The organism is Candidatus Magnetominusculus xianensis (assembly GCA_001541255.1).
Lineage (GTDB): Bacteria > Nitrospirota > Thermodesulfovibrionia > Thermodesulfovibrionales > Magnetobacteriaceae > Magnetominusculus > Magnetominusculus xianensis.
In genome coordinates, this window is the sequence record LNQR01000027.1 from 14,248 (window position 1) to 37,225 (window position 22,978).

The following is a 22,978-nucleotide window of genomic DNA, read 5'->3' on the forward strand; positions in this document are numbered from 1 at the left end:
TGATTATGTTTCAGCCTTATCGGGAATCATACCAAAGCGCCGCTGCCTGAGCTTATAGTCTTCGATGGCATAGATGAATTCCTCTTTCGTAAAGTCCGGCCACAGCGTATCAGTGAAAAACAACTCGGCATACGCGGCCTGCCAGACAAGGAAATTGCTGATTCTCTTTTCACCGCCGGTTCTGATTATCAAATCCACCGGTGTTACGCCTCCGGTGTCAAGGTTTTCCTCAAAGGATTCCTCGTTTACCTCGTCCATGTCGCCGCCTTTTTCGATGAACCGCTTTACTGCCCTGACTATCTCATCCCTGCCGCCGTAGCTGATTGCCATCATCAGGTTCATGCCGGTGTTACTGCCGGTTATACGCTCTGCCTCTTCCACCAGATATTGTATGTTGTCTGGGAGTTTTTCCTTGTTGCCGATGACCTTAAAGACTAGCCCCTTGTTTAACAGGTCTTCGATCTCGGTTTTAAGATAAAAATCGAGCAAGTCCATCAATGTTATAACTTCGTCATGCGGCCTCTTCCAGTTTTCAATTGAAAAGGCATAGAGTGTGAGGGTTTTAATGCCTAAATCAGCGGCGGCTTCTATTATCTCCTTTGTCCGCCCTGCCCCTTTGCGGTGTCCTTCAACGCGCGGCATACCCCTCTGATTTGCCCACCTGCCGTTACCGTCCATTATTATACCCACATGTTTGGGTATGGTATGGTCTGTCAATTAAACCTCCAGCTCCCTATAACAATTTATATATAAACAGGTTGGTCACGAGGGGGTTTTCTCCCTTGAGCATCCCAGACAGATTAAGCCCCAGTATTGGTCTTGCTAATACATAAATCCTATCTTTGTATATCGTATAGTCTATTATATTCCCAGATACCGCACCGACAAGTGTGTTCTCTTCGACTGAGATACCGTTAAAGCCGTAGCTCATTATATATGATTGCTTATAACCCAATGACGCCGAGGTCAGGGCAAACGGGATTCTCCTGATAGCAATACCTTTTTTGTGATACAGGAACATCTTGTCGCTTATGTGCCACTTGCCTCCTTCTACCATGATAGTCGGGCCAGGGATATTGTACTCCCTGATAAAGCCGCCCATGTTGCCCTTGCTGCGCCAGATGCGTGTCCCGGTGGAGTTCTTAACCACGAGGTGGTTAGCGTTGTCGTAGAATAATGTCACGGGGTCAGATTTAGCGTCCTCTGCAGCGGGTGCAAGATAGACAAAATCATAGAGATTAACCCCTGATGGCAGTTTTAACTGTCCTTCCTCTTTGAAATGATTGCTGTCCCAAACTATGTAGTCAACATTGCCGACTTGTCCTTCTCTGGGGGTGTAGCGCTGAAACAGGAGTTTATTGCCATATACCCTTAAAAAGCCGCTGGCCTTCCACAACAACTTAAGCTGCCCGCCCTCAACGCCATAGATAAACGCCCTTGCGCCGTCATAGGCCATAGCAGTAACTATGATTTCGTCTCTGCCGTCTTTGTTTATATCTATAATGTCAATATATACGTTATCGCTCATCTTGTCGCCCTTGAGTTCCATTATCTTGTTCATATCGACGCCGGGCTTGTATACTGCAAGGTCAGAGCCGGTGCTGAAGATAAGGTCAACATCACTGCCGCCGCTGATATTGCCTATTGTCATCAGGTCATACCCAATGGGCATACGATACGTAAGGACCGGTTCATTCATCGCGGACAGGAATATGTCTGCCGCGGCAAGCACATCCTGAAGATATGCCTCTGATACTGCTACGGTATCTGAAGAGACTTCCCTTTTGTCAGAGACCCAGTAGATGCGCTGCTTCAGGTATTTGTCCTCATCCCTGATCTCATCTTTTTTTGAGCCTTCAATTAGGATAAGCACATCGGCGCCCAGCTTTTTTGCCTCCTCAAACAGTGCGGCAGTGTTTTCAGCATCTATAGCCGAGTCGATAAGCTCGAAGCGGCCGCTTTGTTTGAGCTGCCTGTAGTAAACATCACCGAGAAACCAATCGATGGACTTGTCCTGGTAGAACAACGCCCTGATCTTTGACTTTGACAGGCGCGCGATGTCGCCTTTTTTGGGAGTACCTTTTATGAGCCTTGCCGCCGTCTCGCCGTCAGGTTTTACGCCGGTTATCTCAATTGAGCCGATGAGGTCCTCGAAATGTCCAAGCGGTTCGTTAGTAACAGGGTGATAGAACATGGCGCCTTGTCTGAAGATTTCAAATCTGGTACCTGGTATGGCCTTTCCTGAGGTGTCACCTCTGAGGGTGAGGGCGTCGCCTTTGACAGCATCAACTTTTAGTGTGAGCGGGTTAAAAAATTTGACGGTCTTATCGGCAAGCGGTTTAAGCGGGTCATCATATCCCCCAACAGCCCCGAATGCGCCGTTAATAAATGACAGCAGGTATATGACCTGGCACAAAGCAATTACAACGGCATATGCCGAAATCTTCATATATTGGGTCATATCTTTAGTCGTATCTTTAGTCATATAGGCCACCCCTCTCAATTTTTAGTCTCATATTATAGCAGTACCGCAAGACACAATTGTATCATAAATTATCGATAAAATACTGTCAGCAATTCTCAATGAACAGGGCAACGTCAAAGTTTTTAATGAATCTGGCATAAGGTGGTTATTGGGTGATGGAATGAGGAGAATGTTTATCCTGTCACTCCTGAGAAAGCTGGAATCCAGAGGACGAAATGGCTATTATTATCTTACCTCTATGATTCTGTGACTGCCGTATCACAGTTAAAATATCTTTCAATCTTACTGGCAATCTTACAGGTTACGTGGCGCCGCATTGTTTCAGTCTGTTGTATAGTTCATTGATTTTTATGTCGCTGTTGCGGAGTTTTTCGGAAAGCACTGCGGCAAGATTCTTATACAGTTTCAGGCACAGCATCGGCTCAGAGTTTCTCAGGATAACTTCGCTTATGGCGATGGTGACACAGTCGGTTTCTGCCTTTGCTGCTGCAAAGCGCGGGGAGGCATCCATTACTGCCATCTCTCCAAAACACTCGCCTGACTTCAACACAGCCAGCAGGGTCTCCTCCTCGTTTTCTTTAAATACCTTTGTGATTCTTACCTTTCCCGATATTACGATATACATCTTTGTCCCTATGTCGCCTTCATTAAATATGCAGGTGTCTTTTTTAAAGGTCTTGTATGAACTGATAGATATTATTTTAAGCAGCTCCTCTGTAGTAAAATCTGAAAAAAACGTGTACTTTTTCTTTAGTGTGTCGGCCAGTACCGTCTTGTCATAGTTTTTAATGGCAGTGATGTTCTGAGTGCGCTCCATGTCCATTTTCCCGGCATAGAGGTCAAGGAGATCGGCAAATTCACTAGCGGACTGGCAGCGGCGCTCCTTGTTCTTTTCAAGGGCCTTCAGGATGAGCCTGCTTAAAGGCTCATCAAGGTGCGGATTTACAATATGCGGCATTTGCGGCTCTGTGTGAAGTATCTTATCCATAAGCTCATGAATCGTGTCGGCAATAAACGGTTTTTTACCAGACAAGAACTCATAAGAAAGCACTCCAAGTGAAAATATGTCAGTCTGTCTGTCAAGACCCGTCCCATCAATCTGCTCCGGCGACAAATATGCCGGGGTTCCCATCAGACCGCCTTGTGCGGCCTGCCCTTCACCTGAAGACGCAAGCATGGCAATCCCAAAGTCCATTATTTTTATATGTGAGTTTTTTAATAACATAATATTGGCTGGCTTTATATCACGGTGAACTACTCCGCGCTGATGGGCATAGTGCAAGGTGCGCCCTATGTCGATTAATATCCTGAGTTTCTCCAAAAGCGGTATATCTGGATTTTCCGATATGGCAGTCTTCAGGGTAATGCCTTCGACATATTCCATGACAAGATAATGTCCAGCGTTGTCCTGCCCGACATCGTAGATATGGGCAATGTTGGGGTGAGACAGTTTCCCGGCAATCCTGGCCTCGTGATAAAAATGTCCGATAAGTTCATTTTTTTTCTGTGGTGATTCAACATTTTCCATTTTGACGGTCTTTATGGCGACAATCCTGTCTATGATTGTGTCATGACCGCGATAGACCACGCCCATTGCACCTTCACCCAGGACATTAAGGATTTCATATCTGCCCATCTTCGCAATCATATCAGTACTATTATATATCAAACAAATCGTTTTGTGATATACTTTATGGCATTCTATGGGAATACAACTGGATGATATAAAGGCTCAAATCGCCTTGCTTGCTGAGGAACTCAACCGCCATAACTATCTCTATCATGTCCTTGATGCACCGGAAATTTCTGACGCAGACTTCGACAAAAAGTTTCGCCTGCTGCGCGAATTAGAAACGACATCGGGTTATATCCCCGCTAATTCGCCATCGTTAAGAGTAGGCGCGCCCCCGCTGGATAGGTTTGACAAGGCAGTCCACTCTATCCCGATGCTCTCGCTTGACGATACGTTTTCATTTGGTGAGGTGGATGAGTTTGACCGCCGTGTCAAAGAATTTTTACAGACACACGATATTAGATATACCGTCGAGCCAAAGTACGACGGCCTTGCCGTTGAGCTTACATACGAAAACGGTAATCTCACCAGGGCGGCAACCCGCGGCGACGGCATCACAGGCGAAGACGTTACACAGAACGTCAGGACTATTAAGACCGTCCCGCTGAGTATTACAGGAGAAGGCGTGCCTGAGCTGCCTGAATTGCCTGAATTGATAGAAATACGCGGTGAAATATACATGACCAAGGCGGATTTCGACGCGCTTAATGCGAGGCGCGAAGAAAGCGGCAAGCCCCTGTTTGCTAACCCGCGCAACGCCGCCGCTGGTTCAGTAAGGCAGCTTGACCCCGCAGTTACGGCAAAGAGGAGACTCAGCATCACCTGCTACGGCACAGGGGCTATCAGGGGGCTTACGCTCACCTGCCAATCACAGCTCATAGAATGGTTGAGCACTCACCTCTTCCCAATCCCGTATCATTTTAAATCTGCTCAGGGGATAGACGAGGTCATTGAATATATAAGGGAAATCGACGCCGTCCGTGCAGAACTACCATTTAACATCGACGGCGTTGTTGTGAAAGTGGACGAATTCGACCTCAGACAACGCCTGGGTGAAAAGACCAGGGCGCCGCGCTGGGCAATTGCCTACAAATATCAGGCACACCAGGCACAGACACGTATCTTAAAAATAGCGCCAAGCATCGGCAGAACGGGAGTAATCACACCGGTTGCTGTGCTTGAGCCTGTCTCTGTCGGCGGCGTAACCGTATCAAGGTCTACGCTTCACAACTGGGATGAGGTCAAGCGTATGGGCATTCGCACGGGCGATACTGTGATAATAGAACGGGCAGGGGATGTTATTCCTAAGGTTGTTGGGGTTGTCAGCCACGATGCTGTGCTGCAAGTACAGGTTGTCGAACCAGGGCTATGCCCTGAGTGCGGCTCAAGGGCAGTCAGACAAGAGGGCGGGGCAGTGCTTCGCTGCGCCGGACTGAACTGCCCGCCCCAACTGCAGGGCCGCATTATTCACTTTGCCTCACGCTTGGCGCTCAATATCGACGGGCTCGGTGATAAGATAGCAGCAGCGCTCTTTGATGCCGGGCTGGTCAAAGACTTCACTGATATTTTCAGGCTCACAAAAGATGACCTGATAAGGCTGCCACGCTTTGCCGAGAAATCAGCTGTTAATCTCATTCAGGCCATTGACAGCGCTAAGTCCACAACTCTGTCACGCTTTATTTATGCCCTCGGCATACGGCACTCCGGGGAGTTTGTCTCTAAGGTCATTGCTGCCAACTTTGAAACTATTGAGGGCCTCTACGGTGTAAGCGTAGAAAGACTTTGTTTGATAAAACAACTGGGAGAGAAGACATCGTTGACAATTGCAGAGTTCTTTGCAGAGGAGAATAACATAAAGATTATAGAGACACTCAGGACACTGGGATTAACCCTGACAAACCCTGACTACAGGCCAGATATGCCAGAGATGCCAGATATGATAGACGCCGGAAGGAAACTTGCCGGGCTTACGTTTGTCATTACAGGCACACTGCCAGCCGCACGTAAGCATATAGAAGAACAGATCCGGGCAGCAGGCGGGGTGGTCTCATCCTCAGTGTCCAGACAAACCTCATATCTTATAGCCGGTGACTCCCCAGGGTCAAAACTAGGCAAGGCCGCCGCCCTCGGCGTTAAGACCGTTTCCTACGATGAGTATCTGGCGCTTTTATGAGTAACGTTTTTGGCTAATACTCGACGTACTTAGCAATAACCTTGCCGACGATTCTCAGGTTTTTTCTGTCTCTTCCACTGATGATAATGTCGTCGTAGTCAGGATTCAGCGGTTTAAGAAGTACGCTGTCCTCAAGTATCTTAAGTTTTTTCAGGGTTACATCGTCGCCAAACTTAGCTACAACATAATCACCGCTTACTGCCGCCAGTGACGGTGAGACGACAACAAATTCGCCAGCCTTAAACTCAGGCTCCATACTTCTGCCGTCAACCAGCAAAGCAAAGGCGTGTTCATCCTTAGTGTCGTAAGCAAGCCACTTATCGGCATAGCCGGGCTGGAAGATGTCAACCGCCTCATGCCACAGGCCAGCCTTAACCCACGAAATAACAGGTACCTTTCTGGCCTTTTTTAATTTCGTGGTGCTGGTGGCGGCGTCTGAGTAGAAATCCTCCTCTGGGATATCAAGGGCCTTTGCTATGCGGCTGATGTTTTTTTTGCCAAATCCGCGCTTTGCCGTCATATAGGCGTTCAGGTTTTGCGGCATGACGCCAATCATCTGAGCCAGTTCTTTTTGTTTGATACCACGCTGCTGAAGTATCCTTATAATCTTATTTCTAACGCGTTCGTCAATAGCAGTATTCATAGTGACTATATGATAACGCAAGTGTGGGCAGAATATACATTATGCAGTATGTTTTTTTATGGCTGCAAGATAAAATAAATAATCTTATAAATACAACAATAATAATATTGTTGTTGACATATAATATATATTGTGTTATATTAAAGCATGAAACGTGGTTTTACCCGCTCATGGCGTAAAGAGTTGACCAGCATGGTCTGGTTGATGCCCCCTATCTACCACAGGGTGTTTTATTGGCTGCGGCAGAAGGCTAAGTGGCAGCAGGAGCTTGTACCGACTGACAGAGGTATTGGTATCTGGCTTGAGCCGGGGATGCTTATCACCAGCTATCAGATTATCTCCGAAGGTGTGGCTTACAGTGACATGGGCGTGCTGAGAACACCTTCTAAAAAAACCATCGGAAAGATACTTAAATGGCTGGAGAAAAATGAACAGATTCAGATTGTTGCAGGTCACTACGGCACTACGATACGAATATCGAATTGGGAAAAGTATCAGTCTGCCAGATATGAAACCCTGTCAAACGCCTCAAAAACTAACACCGCCAACAGTAAACGCAAAAGGCGCAAGGCAGACCCATATGCCCATCTTTATATTGAGGAAGTAAACAGCCGTAAGCAGGTACAACGTGGCAGCAACTGACGGATTAGCTCTGACATCGCGCATTGAGGCAGTTGAGCTTGAGCGCCAGCGGGTGCGCTTAAAGTGGAAAAATTCCATGAGGAGCAGGATAACAGAGATGATGAGACACTGCGGGGTGCCGCCAAAGTTCGCGGCTGAACAGGAATCTTCAGTAAGTTCAGGGCTTTGGCATTCAGTTGGCTGTGTTTTCAGCGGGCAGGGGTTATACATCTTTGGCCGCCCTGGTGTTGGAAAGACACATGTTGCTGCATTATGCGTGAGGAGTTTTATCCTTCGTATGGAGCCGGTGTTTCGCGGCGAGACAGGCACTGTGCCGCAGGAGGTTGAGTATCCTTTGTTTACAACGGCTGCTGATATGCTTCTGTCTGTCAAGGATTCATTTCGGCAGAGGGATTTCTCAGAAAACGATGTATTAAAGCGCTACTCATCAGCACCGCTTCTCGTATTAGATGACTTAGGGGGTGAAAAGGTCACTGAATGGTCGGCAAAGACGCTGTACACAGTTATTAATCGCAGATATGCCGGAGTGCTGCCGGTCATTATTACAAGCGCTATGAATCTGAAAGAGCTTGAGGACAGGTATAATGCGCCCGGCAGTCAAACGGGCAGCGCTATGGCACAAAGAATCAGTGAAACAAGCAAAATATTGAGCCTTCAGGCGGCTCAAAAGAAAACGGCCTCAGGCCGTAAAAGGAGGACAGATGAGAGAGTTTGAGGTGTCAAAAAAAGGGGTAACGTCTTGTATGCAGTGCAAAAAATACATAAGCTGTAACGAGACATGCGTACATGTCGATAGAATATTGCCGTCTATACCATATTCTCCTGAAATCACTATGAATGACAATGTCCTGACGCACGATTACAAGGAGGTATTGAACGCCCTTAGAGAAGGCAAGGAGCAGATTAAAAAGGTCAACATTGGGAAAATCAGACAAATTAAAGACGTCAGGCTTCGTGCGATAGCCTTAATGATATACGGCAAAATCAGCATATTTGAGATTGCCGCCCTGCTGGATAAATCTGTCTCGCAGATATACAGAATTGTAAACAGGGGGCAGTCACCGGTCTGAGTTGAGTATCTTCTGGAAGGTTCTGCACGATGGATAAGCGGAGCACCGGAAGCGCACCGCTGCCTCCGCTCTCATATACAGATGCATGGGCCTTCCACACGCAGGACACTCCGGCCTGTTTGTCAGTTGCTCATGTCTACTGCCAATGGAAAATTGCCTCCCGCAGGTCAGACACAAACGCCGCTCTTTTCCGGTTCTCGTTCTCCCGTATTTATAGCATGCGTCGTGCCCGCACACAGGGCACCTCACCTCTGATTCCGCCACATCCTACCCCCCCTGACTATGCCGCAACAAGACTTTTCAGCCGCCTGCGCTGCGGATGGCACCCGCCCGTGTGCTGTCGGTGTTAAACTGCCTCTACTGCCTTGACACCAGGCAGGTCAGACTTAAGTTTTGCCTCAATACCGCCCTTTAGAGTCATCATCGACATCGGGCAGGACCCACATGCCCCCATCAGTTTGACCTTGACTATGCCGTCGCTTGTTACGTCAACCAGTTCCACGTTACCGCCGTCTCTTTGCAGGGCTGGCCTTATCTGATTCAGTGAATTCTCTACTTGTGCTCTGTCTAACATTTAAAATATCCTCCTTGCAGGTTTTATGTAACGTTAGATTATAATATAATTATGCAGAAAATAGCCAACTTTATCAGAGATACACAGAATTCACTGGCGGCAAGGGTAAAGATAACCGCCCTTAAGAGGCCGATTAAACTTGTTGCAGGCGCTGATGCGTCATGTTATGGCAATAATATTATAGGCAGCGCGTGTCTGTTCACATACCCGTCCCTTGATAAACTTGATAAAATCGATGAGTCTATCGTGATACAAGAGACGGACTTCCCCTATATACCCGGGTTTTTATCCTTTAGAGAGGCTCCGGCGCTTATCGGGGCAATCAAGGGGCTAAGACACATGCCCGATGCGATAATTGTCGATGGACAGGGCATCGCACACCCAAGACGTATAGGGCTTGCCTCTCACATTGGTGTACTATTAGACACGGTTACGCTTGGCGCTGCCAAGTCAAGACTTATCGGGACATATGAAGAGCCGGGCATGGAAAAAGGCAGCCGGAGTCCCCTGTTTGACTCAGCAGAGTGTATAGGTGTTGTCCTGAGAAGCAGAACCGGTGTAAGGCCATTGTTTGTGTCCCCCGGTCACCTGATTGATATCGACGGGGCTGTTGACATGGTATTAAGCTGTCTCAGCCGGTACAGACTGCCAGAGCCGGTACGCTGCGCTCACAACGCCGCCTCTGCTGCCAGGCAGCAGCGCGAGGCCATATTATTAGGGCCGCCCTCTGAATGACTCATACAGGAACACTGCCGCAGCAGCCGCCGCGTTTAAACTTCCCGTAATGCCGCTCATAGGGATTGAGGCGGTTACGTCTGCCATTTTAATTATATCTGGGTCGGCCCCCGCGGCCTCCTCGCCAAAGACTACGGCAAACGGTGATACAAGGTCTATGTCTCTGATTTGTGTGCCTCCCTCCGGTACGGTCACTATCAGGCGTATGCCTTTTGCTTTCAGCCACTGTATGAGTTCCTGCTTTTGTGAATACACGACGGTGAGGTTAAAAACTCCACCCGCCGAGGCCCTTATAGACTTTGGGGCGTATGGGTTTGTCGTGTTTGGCAAAATAACAATTGTGTCTGTGGCAAACACCTCGGCTGTACGTATAATAGCGCCAAGATTCCCCGGGTCTTTTATCCCGTCGCAAATAACGATTTGCGGGTTGACCCTGGCAGCGGCGTCCTCTAATGAAAATTGTTTCCTTGTCCCTATGCCGACGATACCCTGCGGCGAGTGCGTGTCAGAGAGTTTTTCCATTACCTTTGGGGATACCTCCTCAAGCGCCAGCCCTATGTTTTTTAGTCTTTCAATGAGCGGGGCATTGACTGGTTTTAAGGCAAATTCATTGGTATAAAAGACCCTTTGTATCGAAACACCGGCATCGAGGGCGGTTTGAAAGAGCCTCGTCCCTTCGATAAAAAATGCGCCGCCTCTGCCGTGATTCGTCCTGATGGCAACGGCATCTTTAACTTTTTCATTAGATATTGAGGCTATCATATAGACACAACCGCTTCTCTTGATTTACAATAAACAATGCTTCAGGTATTTGTCAAAGAATCGGCATATGATTATGCCATTCTGAAAAAGGCAATATTCGATATGATTGTTGCGATTGAGGATACCTCCCCTGTGAGGATAACTGCCGGGTCACGGGTTTTAATCAAACCCAATATGCTTGCCGCGGCACACCCTGATATGGCCCTGACGACACATCCTATGGTTATAAAGGCGGTGGTGGAGTATGTTTTGGAAAAGGGGGCACATCCGCAGGTCTCAGACAGCCATGCAACATTCTCAAAGTTCTCAAAGGTAATCGAAGACTGTGGCATTGCCACCGCCCTCAATGCCCTACCCGCCCAGATAAAAGAGCTAACAGAATCAAAAAGGGTACTATCAACGCGCGGAGGAGTGAATTTTGCTCCGGATTCGCGCTTTAATACCCTGGAGCTTGCTGAAGACGCCCTTGCTGCTGATATTATCATAAACCTCCCAAAGCTCAAGACTCATACACAGATGGGCCTCACGCTGGCGGTAAAAAACCTCTTCGGCTGCGTCGTAGGAAAGAGAAAACCCCAGTGGCATTTTAATCTTGGTGAAAACAATGAGTTATTCGCAAACCTTTTAGTCACTATATACGGTGTGCTGAGACCGGAAATTAATATTATCGATGGTATCCTCTCTATGGAAGGCAATGGCCCCGGCACAAGTGGTATCCCCAGACATCTGGGGGTCATTATGGGCAGCGCCAACGCCGTTGCCCTCGATATGGCCATCTGCCGTATGCTTGGTCTTGGAGATATGTCTTTGCCTACCAATAAGGCAGCACACGATATGGGGCTGACCAGTGAGTTCACGATTTCAGGGGAGATGAAATCAGTAGAGAATTTTATTATTCCAACCCTGTCTGGCATAGTATTTGGTCCGCCGTTTGCAAAAAAATTCCTGAGAAATAATCTGACCTCCCACCCTAAGAACATCGAAGGTGCGTGTAAGCTGTGTAACGAATGTGTAAAGATATGTCCGGCACAGGCGATTGAAAACAATTTAAGGCGTCTGCATTTCGACTATGAGAAATGTATCAGATGTTACTGCTGCATAGAGGTATGCCCGCATAAGGCTATCGAGGTTCACCAACCTTTGGCAATGAAAACTATAAAGAAAATCGCCAGTGTATTTTCACTCAAATAGCCTGGAGAACTGCCCTTGAGTATCCCAAGTTCGGACGAGCAATCAAAAAATCACGGGAAAGTCTTTGGCAAGCTGTGGGACAGTATACATGGCGGGTATTTTTCTAATAAAGAAGTGGCTGACCATATGGTTTCAGCCGCCCTCAGCCGAATAAACCCTCTGTCACCGCCCGCCGCAATCGCAGACCTCGGCGGTGGAACCGGCTTTGTCCTGAAAGAACTTGCTGCCAGGTTAAACACACTCCAGATTCGTCTAATTAACATAGATACATCAAGCTCACAGTTAAGCGTTAGCGCTGCGGGGCAAATCTGTACAATCCACTGCCCTGTTGAGGGTATTACGCGGGAGACACTGCTGTCAGAAAACGGCACACTGCTATTTATAATGCGCTTTGTGCTGCATTACTTTGGCAGAGACGGCATAGAAAACGCCCTGCTGCATATCAGGCGGCAGATGCGCCCCGGGGAGTGTTTTATCCACCAAACCGCATGTTTTGAAGCCACCGCCCACGCCGCTCTTTTAAATGAACTCTTTCGGAGCGCTGGCCTTGACAAATGGTTCCCGTCAGTCCATGAACTAAGCGGCATACTAAGTGCCAGTGGTTTTACCCAGGCGCTAATTAAAGATATGCCAGCCTTGCCTGTAACCTCTCGCGATTTTGCTGAAAGATATGACATCAGCGATAAAAAACTATTGGAGATAGACCAGAATATCAGGGCAAGATATGGTGATGTTCCCGGAGTGCCCGGAGTTTTTGAAAGCAATGGCCGTGAGTTTACGTTTTATCTCCACTGCCGGATATTTATCTCCAAGGCGGTGTGATACGTGTAATGCAGCACATGACACATGAAAACCTGCCCCCCTCATTCTGTTATTTGACACATCATCTCAGTTAAAGGTAGAATATCACTATGGAAACGCTTACAATCGAACGGGATTTAGATTTAACGGAGATAATAAACGGGGAGGAAGTTGTGACGCCAAGCCCATCGTGGATACATCAAGAAATTAGCGCTAATCTATTCAGAAAAATAGATGCTCATGTAGAACAAAAAGGTTTGGGACGGGTTTATTACTCTCCACTAGACGTGATATTCGAGGATGGCACAAACCGTCTTCAACCGGATTTGTTGTTTATTTGTAAAAAAAACAGACCTGTTGTTATCACAGACTGGGTACGCATCACTCCGGATATGGTATGTGAGATTGTATCTCCAGGTAGTTATGACAGGGATGTGTCTGCTAAGAAGGCGATATACGAGAAATACGGTGTGTCCGAGTACTGGGTTATCTTACCAGACTTTAGGGCTGTCGAGGTCTTAATTATCAACAACGCTAAGTACGTAAGACATTCATACGCAGAGCTTGAGGGCATAGTTACGTCAAAAGTCATTGAGGGCCTGCAAGTGAATATTAAAGACATATTCGAAGACTAATCCTTTTGTGCTGGCGGCTGTGGATAATATTATTGAACAGCGTCTCTGGGCGGTATGGGCGTGTTTGCTCCGTCGTCATCATGAGTTAATAAAGCCAGTTACCGCTGATATTAAGATTGCATAAAGCAGCGCCTGCCTTAGTATTTTCTTTGATTGGGACATCCTTTAGTCAACTAGTATTTGTTACTGGGCACTCACCGGCCACAGTCCGACGTACCGCCCTTGATCTTTTCTATCGCATGAGGCAGGACATCCAGTATTACGGCGAGGTTTTCCCTTACTGCCTTTACACTTCCCGGCAGGTTTACTATTAATGAGCTGCCGCGTGTGCCTGCCACAGCCCGGGAGAGCATAGAGCGGCGTGTCGCCCTAAGGCCCTCGGCACGCATTGTCTCCCCTATGCCGGGTATCTCCTTATCTATCACCTCAAGCGTGGCATCAGGTGTTACATCTCGTGGTGAAAGCCCTGTACCGCCGGTTGTTATCACAAGGTCAACCTTTTGTGTCATTGCGATTAGCCGTGCCTTGATTTGTTCCTTTTCATCGGGGATTATTTCAGTAAAGAGTATCTCAGCCCCGATTCCACTGAGTAATTCACATATGGCAGGGCCACCTTCGTCTACGCGCTGCCCTGTTGAGCCTTTGTCACTGATTGTCAGTACTGCTGCGGTTATGCTGGTCATTTTATCACCACTTTATCATCACTTTATCATCACTTTATAACCACCTTATCGCCGGACATAATTTCCCCGCCCTCTATGACACGCACAAAAATCCCCTCAGACGGCATTACACAGTCCCCGGCCTGATAGTATATTGCGCATCTGTTGTGGCACTCCTTGCCAATTTGTGTTATCTCGACCACTACTGACCCTCCGATAGTCATTCGCGTACCTATGGGCAGTGAGGGAAGCGGTATACCTTCTGTTGTAATGTTCTCAGCAAAGTCGCCGCAGTCAACGTCAAGGCCCATTGCCTGCATTTTTTTTATACTTTCTATGGCAAGCAGACTGACCTGCCTGTGCCACTGCCCTGAGGCGTGGGCATCTCCTTCAATGCCAAAGTTTGCTATCAGCACAGCCGATTTAACAGGTGTCTTTCTCTCACCCTTTCCTTTGCTGGTATTTACTGAGACTATTTTGCCGGTTCTTCCGCTCATTATTAATATTAACACATATCTATAGAATTTGGACAGTATTTCAACAGCCCTAAGTCCACCATAAAAATAAGCCTCGGCACCAGTTATTGGTTTTTCTTAGATTTTTACGAGAAGATTAGCGTTCATCCCCTTTTACAACGTGTTTTGAGATTACTGCCATGTAAAGACTACCTGCTGATGGCTTGTGCGCACGGTTATGTTTTGTGTCCTGGTTACGCCTTCGTTGGTTGCCTTTATCGTGTATGCACCGGCGGGGAGTTTTACATAGAAAATTGGGCCGCTTGAGATTATCTCTAATATCTTTTTGCCGCCTTTGTTTTTTATCTCTACAGGGATGTCAGCTAAGTAATTTCCAGCGCGCATCGCAAATATCAGTTTTACGTTATATTTTGACTTTGCTATCAGCCCAATTGCCTCTCTGTCGTCATCTCCAACTCCTCCGGCTATGTAGTCTATCCCGTTTACGCTTCCGGTCTGAAATGTTGGATTCGTATCATCGTTAGCTGACAAATTGTTCGTGTGCAGTCCTATTAATGCCGTGATGAGCAGTATTATTATCATTGTAGTTGTTTTCATGCTATATCCCTCCCTTTTCGAGTGCCGGAGTGACTGTCTCCGGCTTGTTTGTTACCCATTTATTCAGCCTGTCCATATAGATATAAAACACCGGCGTTATATATAGTGTCATCAACTGTGAAAATACCAGTCCACCTACTACCGCTATCCCTAAGGGCTGTCTGGCATCGCCTCCTGCACCGTATCCAAGCGCTATCGGAATCGTCCCAAATAACGCCGCCATTGTTGTCATCATTATCGGACGAAACCTTACTATGCAGGCATTATATATCGATTCCTCTGACTCCATTCCCTTATCCCGCTCAAGCTCCAACGCAAAGTCTACCATCATTATACCGTTTTTCTTCACTATCCCTATCAGCATCACTACCCCGACAAACGAATACATGTTCAGTTCCATTTTAAATAATACCAATGTTATCAGCGCCCCAAACCCCGCTAACGGCAGCGACGTCAGTATCGTTATCGGATGTATAAAGCTCTCGTACAATATGGCAAGCACCATATAGATTACAAATATTGTTATTAGCATCAACGGCCCCATGCTTGACATAGAGTCCTGAAAGGCCTGTGCCGACCCCTGAAACGTCCCAGATATAGTTGCAGGAAGCGCCTCATGCGCGATTTCGTTTATAGCTGAGACGGCATCGCCGATTGAGACGCCTTCTTTCAAATTAAACGAAATCGTCGTCGATGGCATCATCCCCGTGTGGTTTACTGTCAGCGCGCCGTATGTCTCAGTTATTTTGGCCACAGCGCTGAGCGGTACGAGTTTGTTGTCATTGCTTGAGCGAACATATAACTGCGACAACAGGTTGGGCTGCGTCCTGAACTGCCGCTCGACCTGCAGGATTACATAGTACTGGTCTATCGTTGAAAATATTGTCGAGGCATACTGACCGCCGTATGCCGCTCCAAGGGCGCCTTGTATCTGGCTTACGGTCAGGCCAAGTGTTGAGGCCCTGTCCCTGTCTATCTCGACATTTACCCAGGGGGCGTTTATCTGCAAATCATTGTTTACTCCAACAAGTCCGGGTATAGTCCTGATCTTTGCAGTCATCACCGGGCCGTACTTATAGAGGTCATCTGAGCTGCTTGACCTCAGCGTATACTGGTACTGGGCATTTGACTGCGATGAACCAATTTGTATGGGCGGTGGGTTTTGCATAAATGTGTATATGCCCGGCACTGAGTTGACCTTCGGCCACAGGTCCATGACCATGCCGTCTGCCGAGAGTTTTCGCTTTGCCTTGTCCTCCAGCATTACAAACATAACACCCTTGTTCGAGACACCGAAGTTCCCCAGGGCTGACATAAGGGCGACAACACCAGGTTCTTTCTCCACTATCGCAGTTACTTTCTTTTGATTTTCTAACATCTCTTCAAATGAATAACTCTCTGGCCCCAGCGTAATACCCATCAGCATATTAGAGTCCTGCCCCGGCAGAAATCCCTTCTGTATCTTCACAAATAAGTAACCGGTTACCACTAACACCGCTGCCATAAATAGCAGCGTCATATACTTGTGCCTTAAGACAAGCTTTAGTGTCTTTTCATAAAAGCTGAGCATCGCATTAAATAGTCCCTCAGTAGCCCTGAAAAATCCTCCTCCTCCGCCTGTTGTGTGTGAATGGGAAAGTATACGGCTGCACATCATCGGTGTGAGCGTCAGGGATATGAAACCAGAAATCATTATCGCCACTGCTATTGTTACAGAAAACTCCCTAAAGAGCTTCCCAATCAACCCTGACATAAATAGCAGCGGTATAAACACCACCACAAGTGACAACGTCATCGAGAGAATCGTGAAGTTTATCTCCCCGGAGCCTTTGAATGAGGCCTCGCGCGCTGGCATCCCCTGCTCCATGTGTCTGAATATGTTTTCCAGCATCACTACGGCATCGTCAACAACAAAGCCGACCGCCAGCACCAGGGCCATCATCGATAGATTGTCCAGGCTGTAGCCCAATGCATACATCACACCGAATGTCCCTATCAGTGAAAGCGGTATCGCTACGGCTGGCACTATCGTCGATACCCATGAACGCAGGAATACAAATATAATGAAGATTACCAGAAATATTGTCACTATCAGCGTGTCCCTGACATCATCGATACATTCGTGTATGTAGTCTGCATCCGTATGAAGCAGATACAGGTTGAGCGCCTGTGGAAGCTGAGGTTTTAATCCCTCAATCAGCCTTTTCACATTTTCTGAAATCTGAACCGTATTTGAACCCGGCACCCTGCGCACGGCTATTACTACGGATTCAATGCTCTTTCCGCCTATGTGCGCGGTGATGGCAATCTTATCGTTAACCACGCTGTCATAGGCCTTTCCTATGTCTTTTATCCTCACAGGATAGCCGTTTTGATAGGCTACGATCAGCGGCTCATAGTCCTTTGCCTTGTAGAGCTGCCCTTCGCTGCGTATAGTATATTGTTTATGCTTATCGGCATCGAGACTACCAGTTGGCTTAATGACGTTGCCCTGGCTTATGGCTGAGACTACCTGGTCTAAGCCGATGCCTTTTGAGGCCAGAGAGTCAGGGTTTACCATTATCCTGACTGCGTACTTTGTACCATAAACGTCTACTTTTGCAATATCGCTGAGCATTGAAATCTGCTGCCCGATTATCGTATTAGCGTAGTCGTAGAGTTCGGCCTCTGTTAGCGTTGATGAGTAAACTGCGTAGTACATAATGGGATTGTCCGATGGGTTATATTTGCTGTATGTCGGCGGTGTTGGCATTTGAGGCAGCAGCCCCTGAACCGCGTTTATTTGCGTGTTAACGTCCTGGGCGGCGGCATCGATGTTTCTGTCAAGATTGAACTGTATAGTTACAGTGGTTGAACCTGCGGTGGATGTAGATGTCATAGAGCTTATGCCCTGAATCTGGGAAAATGATTTCTCAAGCGGTGTTGCCACAGTTGCCGCCATTGTATCAGCGGTTGCCCCCGGGTAGTTGGCCGTTACGTTAATCGTAGGGTATGCGACACTTGGCAGATTACTAATAGGCAGCTTATTATAACTAACCATGCCGAAGACAAATATCCCAAGCATAACAATTGTTGTCATGACGGGACGCCTGATCCAAATGTCGGAGAGGTTTGTAGAGCTTTCGGTGGTTTTCTCTTCTGTCATTTCGGGGCGCTTGTTTTGACGGCTGTTGCGTTATCAGAACCATCGCCGGGTTTTTTAATCATAACCTTGAACCCTGGCTTGAGCTTCAACTGACCGTCCGTTACCACTGTCTCACCGGCGCTTACACCGCTTTCTATTACCAGCTCATTGCCGAACTCCCTGGCTACTTTCACTATGCTGGTAGCAACCGTCATGTCGTCTTTGACAACAAACACGTATTGCCCCTGCTGGCTTACCTGCACAGCGCTTACCGGCACTACCAGGGCATCTGGCTCCGTTGTCAGCGTCAACACTACATTCAGGAACTGTCCAGGCCACAGGTACTTGTCCTTGTTCTCAAAGACAGCCTTTAATTTTATCATCCCGGTTTGTGTATTTACTGTGTTATCTATAAATGTGAGCAGCCCTTCACGTGCATCTTTTGCAAAGCCCGGGGGAAATGCTGACACCTTTAGTTTCTCTTTATCGCTGTACTTCTTTATGTTTGGCAGCTCTTTCTCCGGCACTGAAAATGTAACATATATGGGTGTAACTTGATTGAGGACAACAAGTTTTGTGTCGTTTGTCTTGATACTCGTGCCGATGTTTGTCAGGTATGTGCCAGCCCTGCCGTCTATTTCGGCGCGTATGTAACTGTATTGGAGTTTTATTTTTGCATTTTCAAGTTGTGCCTTGTCGTTTTTCACCTTCTCAGCCTGAGTTAAGGCAAGGGTTTGATTTTGTTCTGCGGTATTTTTATCGACAGCTCCTTTCTCCACAAGAAATGTGTATCTTTTAGCCTGTGTCTCATAAAAATCCAGTTGTTTTTTGTCCTGCAGGAGTGCCGCCTCTGCCTGCCTCACAGATTCGATAAGCGGGCGGGGGTCTACACTAAAGAGCATCTGCCCCTTTTTAACGTCTTCGCCCTCTTTGAAATGGACCTGCTGCAGGGTGCCGTCAACCTGAGAAAGCACTGTTACGCTCAGGTATGGCTCGACATTGCCTATGGCCTTGATTTCAATGGGGATGGTCTTTTTCTCTACGGCAGCCGTCAGCACAGGCACAATCTGTGGTCTGGATTCCTGCGGCTTTGCACAGCCAGATACTGTAAATATGACTAAGAATATGAGAATAATTGCGCGTATTTGTCCTTTCATTATCTGCTCCCCATTGCCCACAGTATTGCCGCCTCGGCTGTTTTGTAATTATAGAGGGCGTTTATATATGTTAGTTTTGCTGATTTATACTGCACTACGGCATCCGTATAGTCAACCGGGCTGGCCAGCCCAGCCTCATACTTTAGTGTAACTATGTCCAAGTTCTCCATTGCGAGTTTCACCTGCAACTCAGAGGCCGGAATCATGTCCCCTGCGAGGTTCAGATTCAGATAGGACTGCTTTACGCCGCTGTAAATAGAGAGTTTCAGGGATTGAATCTTTGTCTCGGCGGCGTCCTTAGATGCCCGTGCCTCGGCCACCTTGAATTTTGTATTAAAGCCGGAGAAAATATTCCATTTCATCACCACACCGGCTATCCAGCCATTATTAAGCGGAAAGCGGCCGTCGTCAAAGTTATACGATGCCGTACCGCTTACAACCGGAAAGTTATCCTTCTTTGCGTACTCTATGTTTATTTGTGCAGCGTCCTTTGCTGCCATAGCTGACATCAAGTCCGGTCTGTTGTTATAAGCGCTGGACAAGGCATCCTCAAATTTTATCCCAAGTGGTTTAGGGTTTATGTCCTCGTCGATTTTAAACTCTGAGCTAAAGACAATCCCCATCGTTGTGGTAAGATTGTCCCATGCGACAGCGAGGGCATTTTCTGAGTTCATAAGGGAAATCTTTGCGCTGCTTAAGTTGACCTCTGCCTGAGTTACGTCATAGAGGGCCTTTGTGCCGACCTTAAAGAAATCCTTTGCCCGTTCAAGCTGTCTTTCATATTTACTTACCGTATCGGCATCGACATCACGCGCCTTCCTGGCCTTTACGACCCCGTAGTAGGAGACCTTGACGTTGTAGGCAGTTGTGTTAGTCTGCGTCTCATAGTCCTTTTTTGACGCTAATAGATAGTATTTTCTCATATTTACGTTTGTCCGGGTCTTGCCGAAATCATAAATCATCTGTGACAGTTGCAGACTGCCATAATAATCGTCCTTGTTGATTATTGATGATGGAGGGGGATTCGGCCCTAAGTGATAGTTGTTGACGAGTTGATTCCGCGTGTAGCCGCCCTGTAAATCAAGAGTTGGATAAAATCCGGAGTGTGCCTGTCCAACCTGAGCCTCATACACTTGAATTTGGTAAAGAGAAGACATCAGACTGGGCTGCTGCTTTAAGGCTATTTCTATACAGTTGTCAAGGGTGAGATACTCCCCTTCACTTATTGTCTTATCTGGTGTTGGCTTGTCTGGCGTGTCCACGGCTGACGCGTTAGCAGCGCTGAATAAAATCAATACTACAAACAATACGGACAGCAATCGATAATACCTGATAGTAATCTTTCTAACCCTCCTCATGCTTTATAGCCCTCTCAACCCTGCTTTAAGTTAATGATACAGCAGACAGATTAAAAATGTCAATCTGCATTGGCACCCCAACAGGGCGACGTCAAAGTTATATTATGAGTCGGGCATTAGGGGGTAACGGGTGACGGAAGGGGAGAGGGATGATGAGCTCAGCGGGGGAATAAAGTCATAATTGCACACGAAGGCAACATCAATTGGCTGGATTGGGACGTAACGGTACTGGGCAGAATCGCTGCCAAAAGTAACAATGCTCTATAGGCCGATCAATTTTAGTGCAAGATGAGGTCTTCGTCCGTTTTGTGTTGAGGGGGGAAAAGCCTCCCACGGAAGTGTTTCTGCTTTAATGTGCTTTGATTGTCTTTGACCGTGAAAAAATAATGTGCTTCTTTCTCCTTTACCAGAAATTCGGCAGTCTTTCTCTGAGTATGCAGTGCATCAGCCGTTACCGTCATACCGCTAATGTCTACGTCTTTAAGTAATTGCTTTACGCCGGGTATTTCTCCGCCACCAGTTGAGAGTGCAATCGTTATGCCCTCATGATGAAAAAAAGCACTTAGCAGGTGAGCCCCTTTTACAGTCTTACCGTCAATGGCAAGTCCTTCAGTATCATCAGATTTCCTGATGCTGCCTCCCAGTCCGATGATAGTCGTATGAGATTCAGCCTTTATATTCTGGATGCAAGGTTGTGGACACGTACCCACGGTAAGATTAAAAATCGACTGTTGTTCGCTATGAACTTTAAACGCTTCCACTGTACCGCTGGTATCCAACCTATCCATTTATCACGATGCATATTTTTGAATGCTGCCGATGACCAGCCTATCAGGGCTGCTAGTTCCCCTTCCAGTTCCGCAACGTATCTCAGTGATTCCCCAACCGCCCTCTGAAATCCAAGATAATGATAGCTACTCATCAGTTTGTCCCACTCAGCTGCTTCTCCTACCCTTGCTAATCGTACTTCTATCTCATCTTCTCTCCTCACTTGCCTTATAGAACTACCTGTCTCATCTGCCATGCTTTGTTATACATTAATCTCGTGTGAAAAAAGCCAGTACTTTGTTTTTCTGCTTTCTCTATTCATACTTACAGCCCACATTGACATAGTCCTGATTCACTGCTATATTCAAACAATAAATCTATCAGTCTATCAATTACCATACCGGACAGTTATTGTGTCTGTCTCCATTATGCTGTAGTCCATTATTCAGACTATGTATTGCTGATTTTGTGGGGAACCACTACGACAAAAAAATATCCCCATATTTTTCTATTAGCGCTTGACAAATAATTCATAATGTGTTATAATAAATATTATGAGATTGCCATTATGGTTACTGCATTTCGCCCATTGTTTTATATTGTTCATAATTGCCGCATTCGCGGTAATAACGCCAGACCATAGGAGGACGTTACATGTCGACACAGTTCTGGATTAAAGATGCAGATGGTAAATTTGACGGAAGTCTGCCCGAAGTCCCAAAGAAAGGATACGTAGCTGAAGCCTCTAACAATGAGAATGTATCAGTTGTATCCAATGTATCCAAAGCACAAAACGTCGCCGATGTAAAAAAAGAACGCGATGATCGAATCATTAGCGATGAACGACTTGTGGAGATTCTTAAGGCGTTAAGAAAAGCCTTGAGATTTAGCAAGCAAGGCGACATACTCCGGAAGTTTGGAATTGATCCCTCTCTCTTCACTCTGGAAGAAATAACCGCTATGGTAGAGATGTTTGTGCAATACAGAAAGATGCAGATGGCGATGGATTTGGCGAAAAATAAAGTCAAAGATCCATCCGTAGTGGACAAGTACTATCACTGCAGGGCGCATTGCATAGCCACAAGGACCGGCCTGGGTGGAATTGCTGCATCATATCCTGCGGGTTACGCTAAGGAGGTGGCCGATTTATTTAAAAATGCCTTTGGACGCGGCACCATCAAAGGAGGAAGTGTTGATGACAGAATAATCGCCAGTATAAAAGACAGTATTGGCGATTTAGCTGCCAATAGTAAGGGAAGGCTGGGCGACCCTCGCATATCCTGCAACAATGTATGTGAGCACCTTTGGCCTGATAGCGTTTCTCCAGAAATTAGAGACGAGGTAGATACAGCATTCGGAGTATAGCTATCGAAGCAGTATAACGTTACACGCTCTATACTGCCTGAAGATATTGTCTGAAATCTCCGTTGAACTCATCTACTTAACTAGCTGAAGTGTCAACCACCATTGCTCACAATGGCTTGTAGTATAACGTCGTTGTGAGCAATGCAAATCAAAATTAATTTCCCTTGTCTATCTGTATAGTAACAGT

General features: G+C 46.9%; 24 protein-coding genes. 9 read left to right on the forward strand and 15 right to left on the reverse strand.

Annotation, left to right across the window (positions count from 1 at the left end; all coding sequences use genetic code 11):
- Positions 1–3: 3 nt before the first annotated feature.
- The 3 genes from uppS to ASN18_RS03400 all read right to left on the reverse strand — a co-directional run bounded on the left by uppS (position 4) and on the right by ASN18_RS03400 (position 4,133).
- Positions 4–717 (reverse strand): polyprenyl diphosphate synthase, encoded by a 714-nt coding sequence (gene uppS, locus ASN18_RS03390; protein ID WP_236861481.1) that lies wholly within the window; start codon positions 715–717, stop codon positions 4–6.
- A gap of 16 nt (positions 718–733) precedes the next feature.
- Positions 734–2,485 (reverse strand): hypothetical protein, encoded by a 1,752-nt coding sequence (locus ASN18_RS03395; protein ID WP_085051201.1) that lies wholly within the window; start codon positions 2,483–2,485, stop codon positions 734–736.
- A gap of 301 nt (positions 2,486–2,786) precedes the next feature.
- Positions 2,787–4,133 (reverse strand): serine/threonine-protein kinase, encoded by a 1,347-nt coding sequence (locus ASN18_RS03400; protein WP_085051202.1) that lies wholly within the window; start codon positions 4,131–4,133, stop codon positions 2,787–2,789.
- 55 nt (positions 4,134–4,188) lie between these two features.
- On the opposite strand from ASN18_RS03400, the gene ligA reads away from it, so the two are divergent.
- Positions 4,189–6,231 carry an NAD-dependent DNA ligase LigA gene (gene ligA / locus ASN18_RS03405; protein ID WP_085051203.1) on the forward strand — a complete coding sequence of 681 codons (2,043 nt, stop codon included), beginning with the start codon at positions 4,189–4,191 and terminating at the stop codon, positions 6,229–6,231.
- Between the two features lie 13 nt (positions 6,232–6,244).
- Here the strand turns inward: ligA and ASN18_RS03410 are convergent, their stop codons facing one another.
- Entirely contained in the window at positions 6,245–6,874 is a 630-nt protein-coding gene (locus ASN18_RS03410) for a LexA family protein (RefSeq protein ID WP_085051204.1), read from the reverse strand.
- A gap of 147 nt (positions 6,875–7,021) precedes the next feature.
- On the opposite strand from ASN18_RS03410, the gene ASN18_RS03415 reads away from it, so the two are divergent.
- From ASN18_RS03415 to ASN18_RS03425, 3 genes are read left to right on the forward strand one after another with little or no spacing between them, the layout of a single operon-like run.
- A complete protein-coding gene (locus tag ASN18_RS03415; protein ID WP_157072810.1) occupies positions 7,022–7,516 on the forward strand; it encodes a hypothetical protein in 495 nt (164 codons plus the stop codon).
- Positions 7,503–8,231, forward strand: a complete 729-nt coding sequence (locus tag ASN18_RS03420) for an ATP-binding protein (protein ID WP_085051206.1) — start codon at positions 7,503–7,505, stop codon at positions 8,229–8,231. The genes ASN18_RS03415 and ASN18_RS03420 overlap by 14 nt, the downstream gene beginning before the upstream one ends.
- Positions 8,218–8,586: a hypothetical protein gene (locus ASN18_RS03425; RefSeq protein WP_085051207.1), complete on the forward strand. Its 369-nt coding sequence runs from the start codon at positions 8,218–8,220 to the stop codon at positions 8,584–8,586. The genes ASN18_RS03420 and ASN18_RS03425 overlap by 14 nt, the downstream gene beginning before the upstream one ends.
- Here ASN18_RS03425 and ASN18_RS18055 read toward each other — a convergent pair.
- Complete coding sequence (locus ASN18_RS18055) at positions 8,575–8,850, reverse strand: IS1/IS1595 family N-terminal zinc-binding domain-containing protein (RefSeq protein ID WP_435050995.1); 276 nt, start codon at positions 8,848–8,850, stop codon at positions 8,575–8,577. The two genes, ASN18_RS03425 and ASN18_RS18055, sit on opposite strands and share 12 nt — an antisense overlap.
- Before the next feature lie 82 nt (positions 8,851–8,932).
- A complete protein-coding gene (locus tag ASN18_RS03430) occupies positions 8,933–9,160 on the reverse strand; it encodes a NifU family protein (RefSeq protein ID WP_085051208.1) in 228 nt (75 codons plus the stop codon).
- 51 nt (positions 9,161–9,211) lie between these two features.
- Between ASN18_RS03430 and nfi the strand changes: the two genes are divergently transcribed.
- The gene (nfi, locus tag ASN18_RS03435) at positions 9,212–9,895 is read left to right on the forward strand and encodes a deoxyribonuclease V (RefSeq protein WP_085051209.1); all 684 of its coding nucleotides are present in this window, start codon (positions 9,212–9,214) and stop codon (positions 9,893–9,895) included.
- On the opposite strand, the gene ASN18_RS03440 is transcribed toward nfi, so the two are convergent.
- The gene (locus ASN18_RS03440; RefSeq protein ID WP_085051210.1) at positions 9,875–10,657 is read right to left on the reverse strand and encodes a TrmH family RNA methyltransferase; all 783 of its coding nucleotides are present in this window, start codon (positions 10,655–10,657) and stop codon (positions 9,875–9,877) included. The genes nfi and ASN18_RS03440 overlap by 21 nt on opposite strands.
- Before the next feature lie 36 nt (positions 10,658–10,693).
- Between ASN18_RS03440 and ASN18_RS03445 the strand changes: the two genes are divergently transcribed.
- The 3 genes from ASN18_RS03445 (at position 10,694) to ASN18_RS03455 (ending at position 13,284) form a co-directional block, all read left to right on the forward strand.
- Entirely contained in the window at positions 10,694–11,848 is a 1,155-nt protein-coding gene (locus tag ASN18_RS03445) for a DUF362 domain-containing protein (RefSeq protein ID WP_085051211.1), read from the forward strand.
- A gap of 15 nt (positions 11,849–11,863) precedes the next feature.
- Positions 11,864–12,670, forward strand: coding sequence for a class I SAM-dependent methyltransferase (locus tag ASN18_RS03450; RefSeq protein WP_085051212.1), 807 nt, complete (start codon positions 11,864–11,866; stop codon positions 12,668–12,670).
- A gap of 89 nt (positions 12,671–12,759) precedes the next feature.
- A complete protein-coding gene (locus ASN18_RS03455; RefSeq protein WP_085051213.1) occupies positions 12,760–13,284 on the forward strand; it encodes a Uma2 family endonuclease in 525 nt (174 codons plus the stop codon).
- Between the two features lie 194 nt (positions 13,285–13,478).
- Here ASN18_RS03455 and ASN18_RS03460 read toward each other — a convergent pair whose 3' ends face one another.
- The 8 genes from ASN18_RS03460 to ASN18_RS17905 form a co-directional block, all read right to left on the reverse strand.
- Positions 13,479–13,967 carry a MogA/MoaB family molybdenum cofactor biosynthesis protein gene (locus ASN18_RS03460; RefSeq protein ID WP_157072811.1) on the reverse strand — a complete coding sequence of 163 codons (489 nt, stop codon included), beginning with the start codon at positions 13,965–13,967 and terminating at the stop codon, positions 13,479–13,481.
- 29 nt (positions 13,968–13,996) lie between these two features.
- Positions 13,997–14,443: an MOSC domain-containing protein gene (locus tag ASN18_RS03465; RefSeq protein ID WP_085051224.1), complete on the reverse strand. Its 447-nt coding sequence runs from the start codon at positions 14,441–14,443 to the stop codon at positions 13,997–13,999.
- 150 nt (positions 14,444–14,593) lie between these two features.
- Positions 14,594–15,019, reverse strand: a complete 426-nt coding sequence (locus ASN18_RS03470) for a hypothetical protein (RefSeq protein ID WP_085051214.1) — start codon at positions 15,017–15,019, stop codon at positions 14,594–14,596.
- A gap of 1 nt (position 15,020) precedes the next feature.
- On the reverse strand, positions 15,021–18,164 hold the full coding sequence (locus ASN18_RS03475; protein ID WP_085051215.1) for an efflux RND transporter permease subunit: 3,144 nt from the start codon (positions 18,162–18,164) through the stop codon (positions 15,021–15,023).
- Entirely contained in the window at positions 18,161–19,300 is a 1,140-nt protein-coding gene (locus ASN18_RS03480) for an efflux RND transporter periplasmic adaptor subunit (RefSeq protein ID WP_157072812.1), read from the reverse strand. The genes ASN18_RS03475 and ASN18_RS03480 overlap by 4 nt, the downstream gene beginning before the upstream one ends.
- Positions 19,300–20,658 (reverse strand): TolC family protein, encoded by a 1,359-nt coding sequence (locus tag ASN18_RS03485; protein WP_085051217.1) that lies wholly within the window; start codon positions 20,656–20,658, stop codon positions 19,300–19,302. Before ASN18_RS03485 ends, ASN18_RS03480 begins: the two co-directional genes overlap by 1 nt.
- Positions 20,659–20,936: 278 nt before the next feature.
- A complete protein-coding gene (locus ASN18_RS03490) occupies positions 20,937–21,446 on the reverse strand; it encodes a hypothetical protein (protein WP_236861483.1) in 510 nt (169 codons plus the stop codon).
- Positions 21,332–21,682: a Druantia anti-phage system protein DruA gene (locus ASN18_RS17905; RefSeq protein ID WP_085051219.1), complete on the reverse strand. Its 351-nt coding sequence runs from the start codon at positions 21,680–21,682 to the stop codon at positions 21,332–21,334. The genes ASN18_RS03490 and ASN18_RS17905 overlap by 115 nt, the downstream gene beginning before the upstream one ends.
- Before the next feature lie 398 nt (positions 21,683–22,080).
- On the opposite strand from ASN18_RS17905, the gene ASN18_RS03500 reads away from it, so the two are divergent.
- Positions 22,081–22,791 (forward strand): hypothetical protein, encoded by a 711-nt coding sequence (locus ASN18_RS03500; protein WP_085051220.1) that lies wholly within the window; start codon positions 22,081–22,083, stop codon positions 22,789–22,791.
- The last annotated feature ends 187 nt before the right edge of the window (positions 22,792–22,978 follow it).

Coding starts and splice junctions, on each gene's coding strand:
- ASN18_RS03500 (WP_085051220.1), top strand. CDS start 22,081: ATGTCGACACAGTTCTGGATTAAAGATGCAGATGGTAAATTTGACGGA.
- ASN18_RS03470 (WP_085051214.1), bottom strand. CDS start 15,019: ATGAAAACAACTACAATGATAATAATACTGCTCATCACGGCATTAATA.
- ASN18_RS03440 (WP_085051210.1), bottom strand. CDS start 10,657: ATGATAGCCTCAATATCTAATGAAAAAGTTAAAGATGCCGTTGCCATC.
- ASN18_RS03395 (WP_085051201.1), bottom strand. CDS start 2,485: ATGACTAAAGATACGACTAAAGATATGACCCAATATATGAAGATTTCG.
- ASN18_RS03410 (WP_085051204.1), bottom strand. CDS start 6,874: ATGAATACTGCTATTGACGAACGCGTTAGAAATAAGATTATAAGGATA.
- ligA (WP_085051203.1), top strand. CDS start 4,189: ATGGGAATACAACTGGATGATATAAAGGCTCAAATCGCCTTGCTTGCT.
- ASN18_RS03425 (WP_085051207.1), top strand. CDS start 8,218: ATGAGAGAGTTTGAGGTGTCAAAAAAAGGGGTAACGTCTTGTATGCAG.
- ASN18_RS03475 (WP_085051215.1), bottom strand. CDS start 18,164: ATGACAGAAGAGAAAACCACCGAAAGCTCTACAAACCTCTCCGACATT.
- ASN18_RS17905 (WP_085051219.1), bottom strand. CDS start 21,682: ATGGCAGATGAGACAGGTAGTTCTATAAGGCAAGTGAGGAGAGAAGAT.
- ASN18_RS03465 (WP_085051224.1), bottom strand. CDS start 14,443: ATGAGCGGAAGAACCGGCAAAATAGTCTCAGTAAATACCAGCAAAGGA.
- ASN18_RS03480 (WP_157072812.1), bottom strand. CDS start 19,300: ATGAAAGGACAAATACGCGCAATTATTCTCATATTCTTAGTCATATTT.
- ASN18_RS03490 (WP_236861483.1), bottom strand. CDS start 21,446: ATGGATAGGTTGGATACCAGCGGTACAGTGGAAGCGTTTAAAGTTCAT.
- ASN18_RS03445 (WP_085051211.1), top strand. CDS start 10,694: ATGCTTCAGGTATTTGTCAAAGAATCGGCATATGATTATGCCATTCTG.
- ASN18_RS03430 (WP_085051208.1), bottom strand. CDS start 9,160: ATGTTAGACAGAGCACAAGTAGAGAATTCACTGAATCAGATAAGGCCA.
- nfi (WP_085051209.1), top strand. CDS start 9,212: ATGCAGAAAATAGCCAACTTTATCAGAGATACACAGAATTCACTGGCG.
- ASN18_RS03460 (WP_157072811.1), bottom strand. CDS start 13,967: ATGACCAGCATAACCGCAGCAGTACTGACAATCAGTGACAAAGGCTCA.
- ASN18_RS03485 (WP_085051217.1), bottom strand. CDS start 20,658: ATGAGGAGGGTTAGAAAGATTACTATCAGGTATTATCGATTGCTGTCC.
- ASN18_RS03415 (WP_157072810.1), top strand. CDS start 7,022: ATGAAACGTGGTTTTACCCGCTCATGGCGTAAAGAGTTGACCAGCATG.
- ASN18_RS03400 (WP_085051202.1), bottom strand. CDS start 4,133: ATGATTGCGAAGATGGGCAGATATGAAATCCTTAATGTCCTGGGTGAA.
- ASN18_RS03455 (WP_085051213.1), top strand. CDS start 12,760: ATGGAAACGCTTACAATCGAACGGGATTTAGATTTAACGGAGATAATA.